The organism is Agromyces fucosus (assembly GCF_004134865.1).
Lineage (GTDB): Bacteria > Actinomycetota > Actinomycetes > Actinomycetales > Microbacteriaceae > Agromyces > Agromyces fucosus.
This window is the reverse complement of record NZ_SDPO01000003.1, coordinates 407,628-424,836: the sequence shown is the minus strand read 5'-3', so window position 1 is coordinate 424,836 and position 17,209 is coordinate 407,628. Positions and strand designations below refer to the sequence as shown.

Annotated in this window: 12 protein-coding genes; 2 read left to right on the top strand and 10 right to left on the bottom strand. The window is 68.9% G+C overall.

Annotated features, from left to right (window positions below; translation table 11 throughout):
- Positions 1–16: 16 nt before the first annotated feature.
- The 5 genes from ESP57_RS13510 to ESP57_RS13490 form a co-directional block, all read right to left on the bottom strand.
- Positions 17–4,303: a family 43 glycosylhydrolase gene (locus tag ESP57_RS13510; RefSeq protein WP_129231948.1), complete on the bottom strand. Its 4,287-nt coding sequence runs from the start codon at positions 4,301–4,303 to the stop codon at positions 17–19.
- A gap of 130 nt (positions 4,304–4,433) precedes the next feature.
- Entirely contained in the window at positions 4,434–6,170 is a 1,737-nt protein-coding gene (locus ESP57_RS13505; protein ID WP_129232178.1) for a glycoside hydrolase family 35 protein, read from the bottom strand.
- A gap of 168 nt (positions 6,171–6,338) precedes the next feature.
- Positions 6,339–7,682: an ABC transporter substrate-binding protein gene (locus tag ESP57_RS13500; RefSeq protein ID WP_056011556.1), complete on the bottom strand. Its 1,344-nt coding sequence runs from the start codon at positions 7,680–7,682 to the stop codon at positions 6,339–6,341.
- Between the two features lie 81 nt (positions 7,683–7,763).
- Positions 7,764–8,648 carry a carbohydrate ABC transporter permease gene (locus ESP57_RS13495; protein ID WP_129232177.1) on the bottom strand — a complete coding sequence of 295 codons (885 nt, stop codon included), beginning with the start codon at positions 8,646–8,648 and terminating at the stop codon, positions 7,764–7,766.
- 71 nt (positions 8,649–8,719) lie between these two features.
- Entirely contained in the window at positions 8,720–9,640 is a 921-nt protein-coding gene (locus ESP57_RS13490; protein WP_129231947.1) for a carbohydrate ABC transporter permease, read from the bottom strand.
- A 124-nt stretch (positions 9,641–9,764) separates the two neighbouring features.
- Between ESP57_RS13490 and ESP57_RS13485 the strand changes: the two genes are divergently transcribed.
- On the top strand, positions 9,765–10,799 hold the full coding sequence (locus ESP57_RS13485; RefSeq protein ID WP_129231946.1) for a LacI family DNA-binding transcriptional regulator: 1,035 nt from the start codon (positions 9,765–9,767) through the stop codon (positions 10,797–10,799).
- 246 nt (positions 10,800–11,045) lie between these two features.
- Here ESP57_RS13485 and ESP57_RS13480 read toward each other — a convergent pair whose 3' ends face one another.
- Positions 11,046–11,831, bottom strand: a complete 786-nt coding sequence (locus ESP57_RS13480) for an IclR family transcriptional regulator (RefSeq protein WP_056011567.1) — start codon at positions 11,829–11,831, stop codon at positions 11,046–11,048.
- Positions 11,832–11,960: 129 nt separating this feature from the next.
- Here ESP57_RS13480 and ESP57_RS13475 point away from each other — a divergent pair, with 129 nt between their 5' ends.
- Positions 11,961–12,632 (top strand): DUF305 domain-containing protein, encoded by a 672-nt coding sequence (locus tag ESP57_RS13475; protein ID WP_129231945.1) that lies wholly within the window; start codon positions 11,961–11,963, stop codon positions 12,630–12,632.
- Positions 12,633–12,744: 112 nt separating this feature from the next.
- On the opposite strand, the gene ESP57_RS13470 is transcribed toward ESP57_RS13475, so the two are convergent.
- The 4 genes from ESP57_RS13470 to ESP57_RS13455 all read right to left on the bottom strand — a co-directional run bounded on the left by ESP57_RS13470 (position 12,745) and on the right by ESP57_RS13455 (position 17,189).
- Positions 12,745–14,547 (bottom strand): LVIVD repeat-containing protein, encoded by a 1,803-nt coding sequence (locus ESP57_RS13470; protein ID WP_129231944.1) that lies wholly within the window; start codon positions 14,545–14,547, stop codon positions 12,745–12,747.
- 307 nt (positions 14,548–14,854) lie between these two features.
- Positions 14,855–16,243, bottom strand: a complete 1,389-nt coding sequence (locus tag ESP57_RS18750) for a hypothetical protein (RefSeq protein WP_243648529.1) — start codon at positions 16,241–16,243, stop codon at positions 14,855–14,857.
- 153 nt (positions 16,244–16,396) lie between these two features.
- On the bottom strand, positions 16,397–16,801 hold the full coding sequence (locus ESP57_RS13460; RefSeq protein ID WP_129231943.1) for a hypothetical protein: 405 nt from the start codon (positions 16,799–16,801) through the stop codon (positions 16,397–16,399).
- Positions 16,802–16,823: 22 nt separating this feature from the next.
- Entirely contained in the window at positions 16,824–17,189 is a 366-nt protein-coding gene (locus tag ESP57_RS13455; RefSeq protein WP_129231942.1) for a winged helix-turn-helix transcriptional regulator, read from the bottom strand.
- Positions 17,190–17,209: the final 20 nt, after the last annotated feature.

The window sequence follows — 17,209 nt, the reverse complement described above, 5'->3', positions numbered from 1 at the left end:
CGTCAGATCTCTCGCATCACGATCGGCACGACGCCGCGGCGTACGCGGCCTCCACCGTCTTCGTGACCGGCTGGCCGCCGACCGTCGCCTCGACCGTCGCCGTCACCACGCCGGCCGGCACGGATGCCTGCCTGGTCGTGAAGGCGTGCACGGCGTTGCCGCCCGGCGCGACCGCGTTGAACGTCTTGCTGGTCGTGCCCCACTTGAGCGTCGCCTTCACGGGCACCGCCGACTCGTTCTTCAGCAGTGCGCTCACCACGACCTTGCTCGAGACGCACTTCGTCGTCGCCGTGACCGTGGCGGCGATGGCCGGTGCGGGAGGCGCGTCGGAGCTGACGATGAGCCAGCTCAACTGCACGTCGGGGCCACGCGTCTGGCTGAGCGAGACGTCGATGCGACCGTCGGCGCCGACGACGACGCCGCCGTAGCTCGCCGTCTGGTTCGCCGCCGAGTAGTCGTGGTCGGCCTCGACGACGGCACCGTTGACGGTGACCTTCGCACCTCGGTCGGCCCACTGCGCCCACGGATCGAAGTAGCCGGCCGAGACGGTGTACGTGCCCGGCGCGAGGTCGTCGAAGCGGTACGAGAGGGCCGCACCGCCGGTCGCGTACCGGAGCGTGCTGAACATCGTGTCGCCCTCGGCCGCGACCGCGTTCTGGTCGCCCACGTAACCCCATGCCGAGTTCGTTCCGGCATCGGCCGCGTACTTCTGGTCGGGTCGGCTGTTCTGCAGCGGATGCTGCGCGGTCGCCGCGTCGACGAGCGCCTCCCAGTCGTCGGTGCGCTGACCACCGGCGTTCACGGCGTACACGACGTTGTCGGGCACGACCGCGATCTCACGGGTGAAAGTGTGGCCGCCGAAGCCCGGCAGGGTGCCGGTCGCCGTGACGACGCCGGCCTGGTCGAACGACCCGTCGAAGCTCCAGGTCACGGCCTGCGTGGTCGACGCACCGGCCCGGGTGACGGTGACGGTCGGCACCGCGAACGGCTCCCCCACCTTGACACTGGCGGGCACGCCCGAGACATCCCACGCCGCCCACTGGTCGAGCTGGTCGAGCGTCCACTCGTCGTAGACCTCGACCGCGAGCGTGTCGCCGCCCTCGCCCAGGTTGAGCGGCAGCCAGACGAGCGGGGCGTTGCGCAGGGCATCGTCGGAGCCGCCGTTCCAGCGGTCGCCCATGTAGATGTACTTGCCCTGCTCGCGGTCGACCGGGATCACCGACGAGGGCTGGGTGTTCCACGAGTTCGACTGCGCCCACCACGGGAACGGGTCGCCCTGCTCGGTCCAGTCGCCCATGATGTCGGTCGCGCTCGCGTACCGCGACGGGTTCGGCGACCAGCCGGTGGTGCCCGAGGTGATCAGGAAGTAGCGCTCGTCGTGCTTGAAGATCGCCGGGCTCTCGCGCGAGGCGCCGACGAAGATGCGGTTGTAGTCCACACCCTCGACCGCCTCGGCGGCCGGCGTCGCGAGGGCGGTGTACTCGTCGTCGAGCTTCGAGATGAACATCGTCGCGTTGCCCTCACTCGAGTAGATGATGTACCCGGTGCCGTCGTCGTCGACGAAGAGGTTCATGTCGCGCGCCATGCCCGGAGTGTCCCAGCCCTCGGGCGAGGAGTTCAGGTAATAGCTGTCGATGTAGCGGAACGGGCCGAAGGGCGAGTCCGCGATCGCGACGCCGGCCTTCGCCTTGGCGTACTGCGCGCTCGAGGTCGCGGAGGGTCCGTCCATGTGCGCCCACATGACCCACTTGCCGGTCGCCTCGTTGTGGATCACCTTCGGCCGCTCGATGATCGGCGGCGTCACGCCTGACACCGGCGTGGTGCCGAGGTCGCGGTACACCGCATCCTTCTGCGCCTGGGTGTAGTCGCCGTAGAGCGCGTCGAAGTACGGGTCGCCGAACTGCGACTTCGACGCCAGCGCGCGCAGGGCGACGCCGCGGTCGGTCCAGTTGTAGAGGTCGTACGAGCTGTAGACGTGCACGCCGGGCGACGAGTGGTAGCCGTTCGTGCGGTCCTCGCCGTAGAGGTAGTAGATCGTCTTGCCCGCGTCATCCTTCGAGGGCACGACCTGGCCGCCGTGCGCCTGGATCACCTTGCCGTTGTCGTCGAGCCACGCCTGACCCGGGCGGAAGCTCGTGTAGGTGGGGCCGACCGGGCTGTCGGGCGCGACGACCGCGAACGTCTGGTTCGTGCCGCCGTTCGAGGTCCAGAGACCGACCGACGCGCCGACCGAGGTCGACTGGCCGGCCACGTCGAGCACGCGCTCGCGAGCGGCGTTCAGCAGCGAGAACGTGCGTCCGTCGGTGCTCGACGCGATCCACTGCGCCGAGGCATCCGCTGCCGCCTCTGCGTCGGTCAGGGTGCGCAGCGCGATGCCGTTGCTCGCGGTGGCGGTGAGCGTTCGCCCGTCGGCGAGTCGAAGCGCGAAGCGGTCGCGCGAGGTGCCGTCGCCTTCGCTGAGCCGGGTCGCGGTCCAGAGCTGGGTCGCGTCGGCGTCGGCGGATGCCGCGTCACCGAGCACGATCGCCGGGGAACCGGTGGTCGCGGCGACCGGCTTGGTGGCCTGCGTGCCGACGAGGCGGAAGGACTCGCCGTCGTGGATGGCGGGCGCGTCGGCTGCGACGCCGGATGCCCCGGAGACCACGAACGTCGTGACCGACTTCGCCGGCACGGTGAGCACGGCCGACTTCGTTGCGGCATCGATCGCGACGGGAGCGCCCTCGACGAGGGCGTTCGCCGACGGGGTGCCGGCGGGCGACTCGGTCGTGACGACGGGCGTGACGGTCGCGCCGGCACCGATGGTGGCGAAACGCGAGAGGTCGACGCGCACGGTCTTCGCGTCGCCCGACGCGTTGGTGTGCACGAGCACGGCACCCGAGCCATCGGCCTTCACGGCCGAGGTGGTCTGGTCGTTGTTCGTCGGCACGACGCGGTCGCCCGGCTCGATGTAGTGGGTGAAGTTGCGCAGGGTGTCGAACTTCGTGTTCGTCACGACCTTGCACGAGGGGTCGGCGTCGCCGTCGGCGAGACGGCGCACGGAGTCGCCGTTCTCGTTGCAGTCGAAGTCGATGAAGACCGAGCCCCAGTTGAGCTTCTCGCTCTTCTCCATGTTGTAGAGGTCTTCGACCGGCTGCCAGAGCACCCAGGCCGAGGGGTCGAGCTCGCGGAGGTCGGCCGTGACGTGCTGGGCGATGCCGAGCCCGTTGTCGATCGAGGCGGGGTTCCACCAGTTGCCGCCCCAGTTGCCCTCGACCTCGCTCATCCACAGCGGCTTGTCGGCGGACTTCGCGATGTCGCGAACCTGCAGCCGGTCGCCGGTGCCGTAGGTGTGCACGTTCAGTTGGCCGACGACCTGCTTGGCCGCGGGGCTCCAGCCGTTCCAGTCCTCGATGAAGCGACCGGGGTTGGTCTCATCGGGGCCCGAGACGGCGGCCTCGGTGGTGGTGCCCTCCTCGGCGAGCTCGGCCGCGAGCGCGGTGAGCACCTCGGCCTGCCGGGCCGGTCCGACGTGGGCGCCCTCCTGGCGACCGCCGGTGGGCTGGCCGTTGCCGCCCATCGTCGTGCCCCAGTAGTTCGTGTTCGGCTCGTTCAGCGGATCGATCGTGTCGAACGAGATGCCGTAGGCGTCTTCGACCTGCTGCGCGGCCGTCTTCAGGTACGTCGCGAACTTGCCGATCGCCGCGGGCTTGATCTGCTCGGCGTTCGCGTCGAACCCGCCGGTGACGTAGCCGCTCTCGGTCATGAAGTAGGGCGGCGAGTTGCTGAACGCCTCCCACTTGGTCACGCGGTCCTTGATCTCGTCGACCCACGCGAGCTGCGCGGCATCCGTCTCGACGTCGTAGTCGGATGCCGCGTCGCCGCTCCATGCCGCCAGGAACCGCGCGCGGTCGGCGTAGCTCGAGGTGATGGCGCCCTGCGCGTCGCTGAGCGGGGCCTCGGCGTTCCACCAGCCGGGAACCGCACCACCGGGGCGCAGGTAGTCGGCGACGTCGCTCGCGTTGCCGCCGCCGATGTTGTAGCGGGCGATGTTGAGGTTCAGGCCCTCGTCGCCGAACACCGTGTCGATGAGGTCGGTGCGGAGCTCGGCCGGGTAGTCGCCGGTCGCGTTAGCCATCCACACGAGGCTGGTTCCCCACCCGTCGAACGCGGGGCCGGTGACGGCGGGATTGGGCGTGAGCACCGCGTCGGCTTCAGCGGCCGAGGCCGCCGGCGCCGCGATGGGCATGAATTGCAATGAGCCGGCCACCACGGCCGCAGCCGCGAGACTCGCGGCGGCGCGGGGGCGCTTCTGTGAGGAGGACACCGTTGTCTGTTCCAATCAGGAAGGATTGTTTACGTCAACACCTGGGATGTTGACGTAACCATATCGGTCGGATGGGTGGTTGTCGAGCATGTTTCACAGTTCGCGCCGGCAGCCCTGCCGACGCGAACCGTCAGAACTCGGTGTGCCCGAGCTCGAGTCCCTCGGTGAAGACGGCGGGCCGATGCGGCACCCCGTTCAGCTCGAGGACGATGATCTCGTTCTCGCCCGCCCGGAGCACGGGTGCCGGCACGTAGAGCGAGCGCTGGGGCCCAGCCGACCAGTACCGGCCGAGCGAGAAGCCGTTGACCCAGACCACGCCCTTGCCCCAGCCCGAGGTGTCGAGGAAGAGGTCCCGCGACTCGTCGAGCGAGAAGGTGCCGGCGCGGTACGACGGGCCCGAGATGGGCGCCACCGGACGGAGTGCCCGACGGACGACGTCGAGGCGCCCGACATCCAGCCCCGCTGCTCGCCAGCGGCCGAGCGGTTCGCCGCAGAGTCGCACCGCGCCGATGAGTCCCTTCGGCTCGCCGATGCGGCTGCCGTAGTTCACGCGGCCCTGGTCCTCGACGAGGAGGTCGACGGTGCCGCGAGCGTCGCGGGGCAGCGAGAGCGAGTGGACGTGATGCGTGCGTGCGAGCACGCCGATGCCGTCGCCCTCGAAGAACACCTGTGCCCGGTCGCGCACCTCGTCGACCTCGAGCACGGCCGGCCCGACGCAGTCGATCTCGGCACGGTAGAGGATGAAGCCCTCGTACTGGCCGAGCTCGTCCATCGTCGGCGGATGGTCGTGCGCGGTGAAGGTGCCGAGAGACTCGACGACGTCGAACAGCGCGGCCGCACGGTCGAGCTCCACCTCGAACCGCGGCGCCGGCGACCCGGCACTCGGCCGCTCCTCGGGCACGGGCGCGTACTGGGCGATGACGTCCCTCATCGCCCAGTACTTCGCCGTCGGGTTCCCCGCCTCGTCGAGCGGGGCGTCGTAGTCGTAGCTCGTGACGAGGGGCTGGAAGACGCCCTTGTCGTTGGCGCCGTTCGTGAACCCGAAGTTCGTGCCGCCGTGGAACATGTAGAGGTTGACCGAGGCGCCGGTCGCGAGCAGGTCGTCGAGCTCGCCCGCCGCCTGCGAGACATCCGTCGTGTGGTGGTGCGCGCCCCAGTGGTCGAACCAGCCGTCCCAGAACTCGGAGCACATGAGGGGCCCGTCGGGCTGGTGGGTGCGCAGCGTCGCGAGCCGCTCGAGGGAGCGCGACCCGAACGACGCGGTCTTGTGCAGGCCCGGGATGCTTCCGGCCTCGAGCATCTCGGCCGTCGGCTGGTCGACCGTGGTGAACGGCACGGTGAGGCCGATCGCACGGTTCAGCTCGACGAGCCGCTCGAGGTAGCGGGCGTCGTCGCCGTAGGCGCCGTACTCGTTCTCGATCTGCACGAGCACGATCGGCCCGCCGCGGTCGATCTGCCGCGGGACCAGGATCGGCGCGAGCGCCTGCAGGTACTCCTCGATCGCCGCGAGGTACTGCGGCTCGAACGAGCGCACCCCGACCGACGGGTCCTGGAACAGCCAGGCCGGCAGGCCGCCGTTGGTCCACTCCGCGCAGATGTACGGACCGGGGCGCACGATCGCGTGCATGCCCTCGGCGGCGATGAGGTCGAGGAACCGCCCGAGGTCGAGGCCGCCGCTCGTGTCGAAGACGCCCCGCTCGGGCGCGTGCGCGTTCCACGCCACGTAGGTCTCGATCGTATTCAGCCCCATGAGCCGCGCCTTGCGGATGCGATCGGCCCACTGGTCGGGGTGCACCCGGAAGTAGTGCAGCGCACCGGAGAGGATCCGGTGGGGCCGCCCGTCGAGCAGGAAGTCCTCGTCCCCGATGGCGAACGAGCGCGAGCCGAGCGGCGTCGGCGCCTCGGAGGTCGGAGTCCGTCGATCGCGGGACTCTTCGAGAGTGGGTGTTGACACGTGGTTCCCTCAGGATGATCTGGTGAAGCGGTGCGCCCGCCGGCCGGGGGTGACCGGCGGGCGCACCCGTTCGTTGCCGGCTTACTCGCCGTTGACGGTGAAGCCCTGCTCGACGCCGTACTTGACGGTCGCCTCCTGCCACGCGGCGAGACCCTCGTTGAGGTCGGACTTCGAGGCGTACGCCTGTCCGACCGTGTCACCGTAGATGCTGTTCGCGTAGGTCTGGAAGGGGAGGTAGCTCCAGCCGGGGACGACGTCCTTCGCGGCCTGCACGAGCACCTCGTTGATCTTCTGACCGCCGAAGTAGTCGCTCTCGTAGTTCAGGAACTCGTCGGACTCGAGGTCGGCCACGGTCGACGGGAACCCGCCGTTGGCCGCATGGATGGCCGCGCCCTCTTCGCCGTTCAGGAACTCGAGGAACCCGTAGGCGACGAGCTTGTTCTCGCTCTGCTCGAGCACGGCGTCGCCGCCGCCGCCGTTCTCGGCCGCTGCCGCGACACCCTCCTCATAGGTGGGCATCGGCGCGACGCGCCACGTGCCCGCGGCATCCGGAACACCGGACTCGAGGTTGCCGGGCATCCAGGCGCCGATGACGAGCGTCGCGATGCTGCCGTCGGTGAGGCCCTGGTACCACTCGTCGCTCCACGAGGAGATCGGCGCGACGAGGTCCTCCTGCACGAGCTGGTTCCAGGTGTCGGCCCACTTGGTGCTGCCTTCGTCGGCGAAGTCGACGGTGACATCCGTCGTGCCGTCGACGACGTAGGGGTTGCCGCCGGCCTGCCAGATCATGCTCGTGGTGAAGCCGGCGTCGCCGACGTCGTTGGTGATGTACGCGTCGGGGTTGGCCGCGTGGATGGCCTTGCCCGCTGCGATGTACTCGTCCCACGTCGTGGGGATCTCGAGGCCGAGGTTCGTGAAGACGTCTTCGCGGTAGAACATCGCCATGGGACCGGAGTCCTGCGGCAGCGCGTAGATGCCGTCGTTCAGCGACACCGAGCCCCAGGTCGAGGGGGTGAACTGGTCTTCCAGCTCGCCCGCACCGAAGCCGGTCAGGTCGGCGAACGCGCCGGAGAGGGCGAACTGCGGCAGTGCGTAGTACTCGACCTGCGCGACATCGGGAGCGCCGGTGCCCGCCTTGATCGCGTTCTGCAGCTTCGTGTAGTGGTCGTTGCCGGTGCCGACGTTCTCGAGCTTGACATCGATCTTCGGGTACTTCTCCTCGAAGGCCTCGACGATCGGCTCGAGCTGGGGAGCCCAGCCCCAGACCGTGATGCTCGACTCCTCCTGGAGCGCCGCCGCGATCTCGTCGGCGGTCGCACCGGTCACGTCTTCGGCGCTGCCGCTGGGGGCGCAGGCGGCGAGCGAGGTGGCCAGCGCCGCGGCCATCGCGACTCCCGTCCACCGGATGATGCTGTGTTTCCTCATGATGTTCCTTTCACTGCAATGTGTGGATGTGAGCAGGACTGCTCGGAGGGTTGGTGTTGCTCGTTCAGGCGGTGAACCGGGTCACTGCTTGACGCTTCCGGCCGCGAGCCCCGACTGCCAGTAGCGCTGCAGGAAGAGGAAGGCGACGATGATCGGCACGATCGTGAGGAGCGAGCCCGTGATGACGAGGTTGTAGATCGCCTCGCCGCCGGCGGTGGCGGCCTGCGCGTTCCACGCGTTGAGGCCGACCGTCAGGGGGTACCACGTGGATTCGCTCAGCATGATCAGGGGGAGGAAGTAGTTGTTCCAGGTCGCGACGATCGTGAACAGCAGCACCGTCACGAAGCCGGGGGCGAGGAGCCGTGCCGAGATCGTGAAGAACGTGCGGAACTCACCGGCGCCGTCGATGCGTGCGGCCTCGAGGATCTCGGTCGGAACCGCGTCGACCGCGAACGCCCAGACCAGGAAGAGCCCGAACGGGCTGATCAGCGACGGCAGGATGATCGACCACGGCGTGTTCGTCAGGCCCATCTGGCTGAACATGAGGAACGTCGGCACGGCGAGCGCGGCACCCGGCACCGCCACCGCGCCGAGCACGACGGCGAATACGGCCCGCTTGCCCGGGAAGTCGAACTTCGCGAGCGCGTACCCGCCGAGCGTCGCGAGGAACGTGGCGCCGCCGGCGCCCACGACGACGTAGAGCAGGGTGTTGCCGAACCAGCGGAGGAAGACCCCGTCGTCGTAGGTGAGCGTCTGGACGATGTTGTCCCAGAGCGCGAAGTCGCCCGAGAACCACAGGCCGAACGTCGAGAACAGGTCGCGCTGCGTCTTGGTCGAGTTGACGACGAGCCAGAACAGGGGCAGCAGCGCGTAGCCCGCGAGGAGCGCCATGATGATCGTGAGCCACACCGACTTGCGGGTCGTGGGACCCGTGCCGGCGGGAGCGAGACGGCCGCCACGAGGCATCCGCTCGACTCGCCCGGTTCGCCCGGCGCGCCCGACATGCTCGCCAGGTGTCGTGATCGCCTTCGTCGCGGTCATGCTCGGCCAACCTTTCGTGATCCGGAGAGCTGAACCACGTACGCGATGACGACGGTGATGAGGCCCATGATGATGGCGATCGCCGCCGAGTAGTTGAACTGCTGACCCGAGAACGAGAGGTTGTACGCGTACATGTTGGGCGTGAAGTACGTGCTGATCGCGTTCGGGGCGAGGGTCTTCAGGATGTTGGGCTCGTTGAAGAGCTGGAAGCTGCCGATGACCGAGAAGATCGCGGCGATGACGATCGCTCCCCGGATGGCCGGGATCTTGATGCTCCAGACGGTGCGGAACGCACCCGCCCCGTCGAGCGACGCCGCCTCGTAGAGGTCGGTCGGGATGACCCGGAGCGCCGCGTAGAAGATGAGCATGTTGTAGCCCACGAACTCCCACGTGACGATGTTGCCGATCGAGGCGAGCACCCAGTTCGACGAGAGCGGCGCCGGCAGGTCGAGCCCGAAGGCGTCGGTGATGTTGCCGAACAGGCCGAACCGGGTGCCGTACATGAAGCCCCACATGAGCGTCGCGACGACGGCGGGCACGGCATACGGGAGGAAGATCGCGATGCGGAAGAACGAGGACAGGTGGAGCCGCGCGCTGTCGATCGCGAGCGAGGCGGCGAGGGCGATGACGAGCATGATCGGCACCTGCACGAGCAGGAAGATCACGACCCGACCGAGCGAGTCCCAGAACTTGGGGTCGCCGAGGGCCAGGGCGTAGTTCTCGAGGCCGACGAAGCTCGTGCCGCCGATGAGCTGCTCGCGGAAGAGGCTGAGGTAGATCGAGTAGACGACCGGTGCGACGAGCACCAGCAGGAAGACGATCATGAACGGGGCGAGGAACAGCCACCCGGTCCATCGCGCTCCGCCGCGCCGCATGAACGGGCCGCGACGGGCTGTGACTATCGACGTCGTTGTCATGCCGGGGGGTTCCTTCGATCTGTTGCAAGATGTTCACGTAAACAATTACCACAGTTCCTCTACGCTGTCTACGTGAACATCCCGACGTGCGCGTGAGCGCGCGCTCCACTGGAGGTATCTGCAGATGACCGGACTCTCTCGCCCCGAAGCTCGACGCGGCGCGTCGATGGCGGATGTCGCGAAGGTCGCCGGTGTCTCGTCGCAGACGGTCTCACGCGTCGCGAACGAGAAGACCAACGTCGATCACGCAACGCGCGAACGCGTGCTCGAGGCGATGAAGGAGGTCGGCTACCAGCCGAACCACGCCGCCCGGGCGCTGCGCACGGGGCGCTTCAAGTCGATCGGCGTCATCGTCTTCACGCTCTCGACCTTCGGCAACATGAAGACCCTCGACGCCATCACCGCGGCCGCGGCGGAGGTCGACCACACCGTGACCGTGATCCGCATCCCCGACCCGACCAGGGGCACGGTCTCGGGCGCGTACCGGCGGCTCAGCGAGCAGGCGGTCGACGGCGTGGTCATCATCTTCGAGGCGCACCTGCTCGACCGCGCCGAGATCACCCTCCCGACCGATCAGCCCGTCGTCGTCGTCGACTCCAACGCCGGCGACGGCTTCACGGTCGTCGACACCGACCAGACGACCGGCGCCCGCGAAGCCACTGCGCACCTGCTCGACCTCGGGCACGAGACGGTCTGGCACATCTCGGGCCCCGAGGCATCCTTCTCGGCCCTGCATCGGGCGCAGTCGTGGGCGGCGACGCTCAGCGAACGCGGCATCACTCCCCCGCCCGTCTTCGTCGGCGACTGGACGACCGACTCGGGCTACCGCATCGGCAAGGAGATCGTCGCGCGGGGCGATGTCACCGCCGTCTTCGCCGCGAACGACCAGATGGCCCTGGGTGCCATGACCGCGTTCCACGAGGCCGGGCTGCAGGTGCCCGGAGACATCAGCGTCGTCGGCTTCGACGACATGGAGGAGTCGAAGGCGTTCTGGCCGCCGCTGACGACCGTGCACCAGGACTTCACCGAGGTCGGCCGACTCTGCATCCAGAGCCTCATGCGCGAGATTGAGACGCGAACCCACACGCCCGGACGCACGCTCGTGCCGACCCGGCTCGTGGTGCGCGACAGCACGGCGGCGCCCAAGTCCGCAGCCTGAACGAGAGATGCGCGGGAAGAGAACCCGAAGACTCTTCCCGCGCAATCGCCATCTCCACCTCGGCGTACGAATCCGAACCGTCCCCCGATGGTCGATCGCACGAGCGATCAGGTGGTGATGGAGCAACGCGCCCTCTGTCGCGTGTTCGTCACGCTATGCGTCACGGGCGTGCCGCGGCAACATCAGGATTTCAGATGGTGAACAGCGGATGCCGCCGGCGCGAGCCGAGGCATCCAAGCCGCCGGCTCAGGCGCCCGAACTGCCGAGCCGGTCGGTGCCGATCTGCAGGGCGAGGCGCGTCGCGGCCTCCTGCAGGCGGTGCACGAGGGCGGGGTCGGCGTGCGCCGCGGCCTCGGTCGGAAGCGAGACGGCGAGCGACGCCGTGATGCCCGCGGCGGTCACGGGCACGGCGATGCACGTGTAGCCGATCGCGTACTCCTCACGATCGACGGCCTTCTCGCGCGAGCGCTCGAGCTGGTCCAGCAGCACGCGCCGGTCGCTGATGGTGTGCTGGGTGAGTTCGGCGAGCGGATGCCGCGACACGTAGTCGAGACGCTCCTCCTCGGGCAGCACGGCGAGGATCTGCTTGCCGAGCGCCGTCGCGTGCGCGCTGCTGTGCAGCCCGACCCAGAGCTCGACGCGCGGGTTGTGCACGGCATCGACGATGTCGACGAGATGCACCTCGCCGTCTTCGAATCGCGAGAGGTACGCGGTTGCGCCGAGCTCGTCGGTGACCCCGCGCAGCGCCGTGCGCACCCGCGAGAGGAAGACGCCGTGCGTGGCATCACTCGTGACGAACGCCGGAAAACGAGTGCCGAGCAGCAGACCGTCGGGCTCGCGGGCGAGGTATCCCTCGTGCACGAGCGTTCGCACGAGGTTGTACGTCGTGCCCGGGGTGAGGCCGCTCCTCGCGACGAGCGCCTTCACGGGCATCGGCCGAGGCTCGTTCGCGACGATCTCGACCAGGCGAAGGGCGCGCTGCACCGAGCCGATCAGAGTCGGATCCGAGTCGCGGGCGTCGGGTGACGGCATCGGTTTCCCCCCTCGCCCATGGTAGCCCGTGCGCCACCGCATCGACTTAGATGGACGTAACCTGCTGCAGTGCCGACGCGCTGCTCGGCGGCACTGGCGTTGCCCCTTCGATGAAGACGAGGTACATGGATGACGGCTTCGGAACGCACCGGCCCGGCGACCTGCCTGGCGCTCGCGCTCGTGTTCGGGCTCGCCGCCTGTACGGGAGGCACCGACGAGTTCGCTCCGACGAGCCCGGTCGTGCAGCTCGGCGCCCCCGGCGAGGAGAACCACACCCTCGCCCCCGGCGAATCGCTGGACCTCGAATCCCCGAAGCACACCGAGGCCGATGAGCAGTTCATGCTCGACATGATCGCGCACCACGACCAGGCCATCACGATGACCGGATTCGTCGATGAGCGAACCGATGACCGCGACATCCGACTGCTCGCCGAACGCATGCGTGTCAGCCAAGAGGACGAGCTCGATCTCATCACCGAATGGCTGCAAGACCGGGTGGTGCCCCTGAACGACGCGCGCGCGGGCGGGCACGACCACGACGGCGACGGGCACGCGATGCCCGGCATGCTCACCGAGGCGCAGCTCGACGAACTCGAGTCGGCCGACGGAGCGGACTTCGAACGGCTGTTCCTCGCGTACATGATCCAGCACCACCAGGGTGCCGTGCAGATGGTGACCGAGCTCTACGCCGCCGGCGGCGGGCACGAGTCGGAGATCGACCAGTTCGCGCGCCACGTCGAGTCCGACCAGGGCGTCGAGATCGCGAAGATGCAGCAGTTGCTCGCGGCTCGCTCCTCCTGAGAAGAACTCGCTCTCGCGCTGAGACCTGACGCCGCACGTGAAAGTGCCCAGCAGCCGTGGCCGCTGGGCACTTCGCGGTGCGGGAGGCCGACGAGCGGCCTCCCGCATGGCATCACTCGAAGGTTGCCGCCAGCGCGTTCAGCGCCTCCACCAGCGCGGAGTCCGCGGCAGCGCCCGACTTCGTGGCAGCGCCGGCGAGATGGGCTGCCACGGCAGAGCCGCTCGCCGGGCCGTCTGAGAGCTTCTCGGCCTGGTCGATCGACTTGTTGACCTGCTTCAGCGCGTTGCCGCTCAGGCTGCCGTCGCGCTCGGCCTGGTCGACGTACGAACGCGCGACGGCGAAGCTCGGCGCGTGCACCAGCTTCGTCTGCAGCTGCGCGTTGAACTGGTCGAGCTGGATCTCTCCGGCTGCGGCGATCTCGTTCTCGGACAGCTGGTCGCTCGCGGTGAGCGCGAGGCTGTCGAAGCCGCGCGCGATCTCGCTGCCGAGCACGTTGCCGTTGTACCAGTAGGTCGACCAGTAGCCCGCGAGGTTCAGCCCGGCGGGGTTCGGCGTGTTCACCGGCCCGCGGTCGAGGTAGGCGATCTCGGTCGGGTTCGACGTGTCGGTGAAATCGATGATCGAGAGACCGCCCTGGTACCAGGCCTGCACCATGATGTCGCGACCGGGCACCGGGATGATCGAGCCGTTGTGGGCCACGCAGTTCTCCTGCGCCGTCTGCGGCACCGGCAGCTTGTAGTAGCTCTTGAACTCGAGCTTGCCGTCGACGATGTCGAAGAGCGCGTTGGCGCCCCACTCGGGCTGGTCGGTCACGCGGCAGCGAGCGGCGGTGCCGCCGCCCCACTCATCGGTGAAGACGACCTTGGTGCCGTCGTTGTTGAACGTCGCCGAGTGCCAGTACGAGTAGTTCGCGTCGGCGACCGCGTCGAGCCGCACCGGGTTCACCGGGTCGGAGATGTCGAGCAGGATGCCGTTGCCCTGGCAGGCACCCGCGGCGAGCCCGATCTCGGGGAACGCCGTGATGTCGTGGCACGTGTTCGTGTTCGGGTTCGGCGAGTACGGCGTGCCCGACGGGTGCAGCGGCTGCGTCGGGCCGTTCTGCAGGCCGTTGAACGCACCCGTCACCGGGTCGCTGAAGATGCGCGGCTGGCTGACCACTGCGGCCGAGGCCGGGTCGGCGAGCGGCACCTTGATGACGTCGATGCGCCACTGCGTCGGGTTGCCCGTCGTGACCGGCGTCTGGCTCGCCGGCGCGTTCTCGCAACCGGGGAGCTCGAGCGGCGAGCGAACGCCCGACGTGCCCGAGTTGTAGATGTAGACGTTCTCGGTGTCATCGGGGTCCGCGACGAGCGTGTGGGTGTGCGAACCTCGGCAGGTCTGCACGCCCGGCAGCTGCACCGGGTTGTCGATGTCGCTGATGTCGAAGATGCGCACGCCGCGGAACCGCTCGGGGTTCACGGCGCCCGATGCACCCTGCGTGCCGCAGTCGATGCGACCGCGAGTCTCCTCGACCGACATGAAGAGCAGGTCGCCGTAGACCGAGACGTCGCCCTGACCGCCGGGGCACACGAACGAGCCGCGCAGCGTCGGCGCCGAGGCATCCGACACGTCGTAGACCTGGAAGCCGTTGAAGTTGCCGACGATCGCGTTGTCGCCCGAGAACGCGAGGTCGGAGTTGACGAAGCCGAAGTTGCCGGGGTTCGCGTCGAACGGCGCGACCCGCGGCAGGCTCGCGAGCAACTCGATGTTGCTCGTCGCCGTCTGCGCGTCGAGATAGCCCGGCGGCAGGTCGATGCGCGGATCGTCTTCTGCGACGGCCGCGGTGGCCGTCGCAAGGGATGAGCCGAGCAGCAGAGCTCCGGCCAGGGCTAGGGCGCGACGGCGCCATCGGATGTTGCGGGGTGCGGTTCTCATCGGTGATTCCCCTCTCGCTTCGAATGCGATCGAACGCTCCGACGTGCGAGCCGGGCACGACATCGTGCCCGCTCGCGGCCCCAGGAGGCCGATCTCTGGCTCCAACGTATCGGGGCCGAGCGGTTCGGCGCAGCTACGAATTTCGCGCACGCGCATTTTCAACGCCCTGTCGGCGCCGATGTCAATGCCCCATCCCGGGGGGTTCCGCTCGAGAACCACATATGCCAATTCCGCCTCAGTGCTGAGGGGGAACTGGCATACGCAATCGGGCGAAGGATGGTGCCAGCCTGGGCACCGCGAAGGCGGATCAGCTCGCGCTGAGCGCCTCGCGCGCGTGGCGGTACTTCTCGGCGAGGCGCAGCTGCACGTCGTACTCGAGGCGACGCACCCGCCACGGGGCGGTGTTGTCATCGAGGTCGGCGAGCTTCACGCGACGGGCCACGGGGTGGCGAGCGATGCGGGCGTAGTACGCGTCGTCCGAGACATCCGGAGTTCGGGTCAGCAGCTGCACGATCTCGACGACCTCGGGCTGCACGCCCGCCTCGAGCAGGTTCTGGGCGGTGACCGCCGTGTCCTCGAGCACGTCGTGCAACCACGCGGCGGCGACGAGCACCGGCTCGCTGACGGGGTCGAAGCGCTCGGCCACACGGCCGGGGTGATCGATGTACTCGGCGCCGATCTGGTCGAGCTGGCCGCGGTGCGCGGCGAACGCGATGCCCTTGGCGAGCGCGACCTGGGCCGCAGCGTCGACGTCCTGCCCGGGCTGGGCCGCCGGAACCGCAGGCGCGAGCGGCGCGACGGGTCCGGTGACCGAGATCGGCATCTGGGTGACATTGGCGGGCATCGCGGATGCCCCGGGCTCGACCTGCTCGAACCTGTTGGAACCGATCACTGGGTGGTACTCCTCGATCATCTGGTCGTCATCGTCATCACGGTCTCGGGGGTCCGCCTCGAGGGCGGGCGGCTCGGACGTCGGCACCGGCTCCGGCTCTCGCTCCGGCGTCGGTTCCGCTTCGGCTGTCGGCTCGACTGCCGGCTTCACTTCGGCTGCCGGCTGGGGCGTCGGCTCGACGTACTGCACGAACGCCGGCACGTTCACCGGAAGCGGGAACGGGAGCTCGATGACCTCGGTCGGCTCGCCCTCGGCGAGCGCTTGGTCGTCGTCGTCAGTCGGCGCGAGCGACGCGGACTCCGCGACATCCGCCATCGCTGTCTCGCGTGACTCGGCGGCCGCAGCCGACTCGGCTGTCGGAGCCGACTCGGCTGCCTCAGCTGCCTCGGCGAGCGGATCGCGTCCGAGCACGGGACGCACGAAGTCGAGTTCAGCCTGCAGCTCGGCCATCTCGCGCGCGTCGAGTTCGAGCAGCGACCGGGCGTTGCCCTCGCGGCGGCGCACGAAGTAGTCCTCGTCGACCTCGGTCAGCTCGTCGCCGTCACTCGTCGTGAAGTAGCGGATGCGACCGGCATCGGTCACCGGGATGATGACCTCGACGAACTCGCCGCTCGGCTCCTCGCTGCAGAGGTAGTAGCGCTGCACGTCGCGCGGCGACGGATGCCTGCCCCACTCCGGTGCCGGAAGGCGTCGCGGGCGGAGGGTGCCGCCGGCGTCGGCGCTGCGTCGACCCGGCCGTGGCGCGAGCTCGCCGTCGGACGCGCCGAACCCGAACACGGGCTGGTCGTCGGGATGGGTCGTCACTCGGGCTCCTGGGCTGGCGCACCGACAGGGCGGGGGGTCCGACTCGTGGCGACGTCGGGTGGGGGTGCCGGTGCGCTCCTCCGATGGTAGGGCGGTTCGGCGCACAACGCACGCATCTCAGCCGGGCGTCGCCGTGCGCGCCGAGGTGGGCGGCTAACGTCCGAGGCGGTGGCGTTCCGCTCCGATGAGCGACTGCAGGTAGGTCACCCGGTTGAACACGTCGACGCGCTGCGCTTCCGTCGCCACCGGGAGGTGCTCCACGTACGACTGCCCGCCCGGTCCCCAGACGGTGACCGTGATGAAGCCCGAGATGCGGCTCTCACGCGCGAGCAGGAACAGCAGGCTGAGCAGGAAGAACCAGATGAACAGCACCACCATGACGATCGCCCACGCCGGGGTGTGGGTCGTCACCTGGGTCTGGTCCGCCGTGGACACGTTGATCTCGCCGATGGGCCAGGTGCCGCCCGGCGTCACGGCGTGGTGCTGCGTCGCATGGATGTTGCCGATGGACACGAGGAAGGGAGCGGGCTGCTGCGGGGCGCCATGAGCAAGGGTCACGGTGACGAGAGTAGTGGCCGCGTCAGGCCTCGCGCACGATGCCGTCGGCGCGCAGCGCCACCCACTGCACGAGGGGCAGCATGTGGTCCATGAGTTCCCGGCCGAGCTCGGTCAGCGCGTACTCGACGCGCGGCGGCACCTCGGGATAGGACGTGCGCGCGACGATGCCGTCGGCCTCGAGCGTGCGCAGCGTCGAGGCGAGCATCTTCTCGCTGATGCCCTGCACCTCGCGGCGCAGCTCGCCCCAGCGGTGGGTGCCGTCGGTCAGCGCGAGCAGCACGAGCACGCCCCACTTGCTCATGATGTGGTCGAGCACGACGCGGGTTGGGCACCCGTCGGTGAATACTTCGCCCGACGTTTCCCGGATCTCCGCAAGACTTACCACCATGTAGGTACCTTACTTGAAAG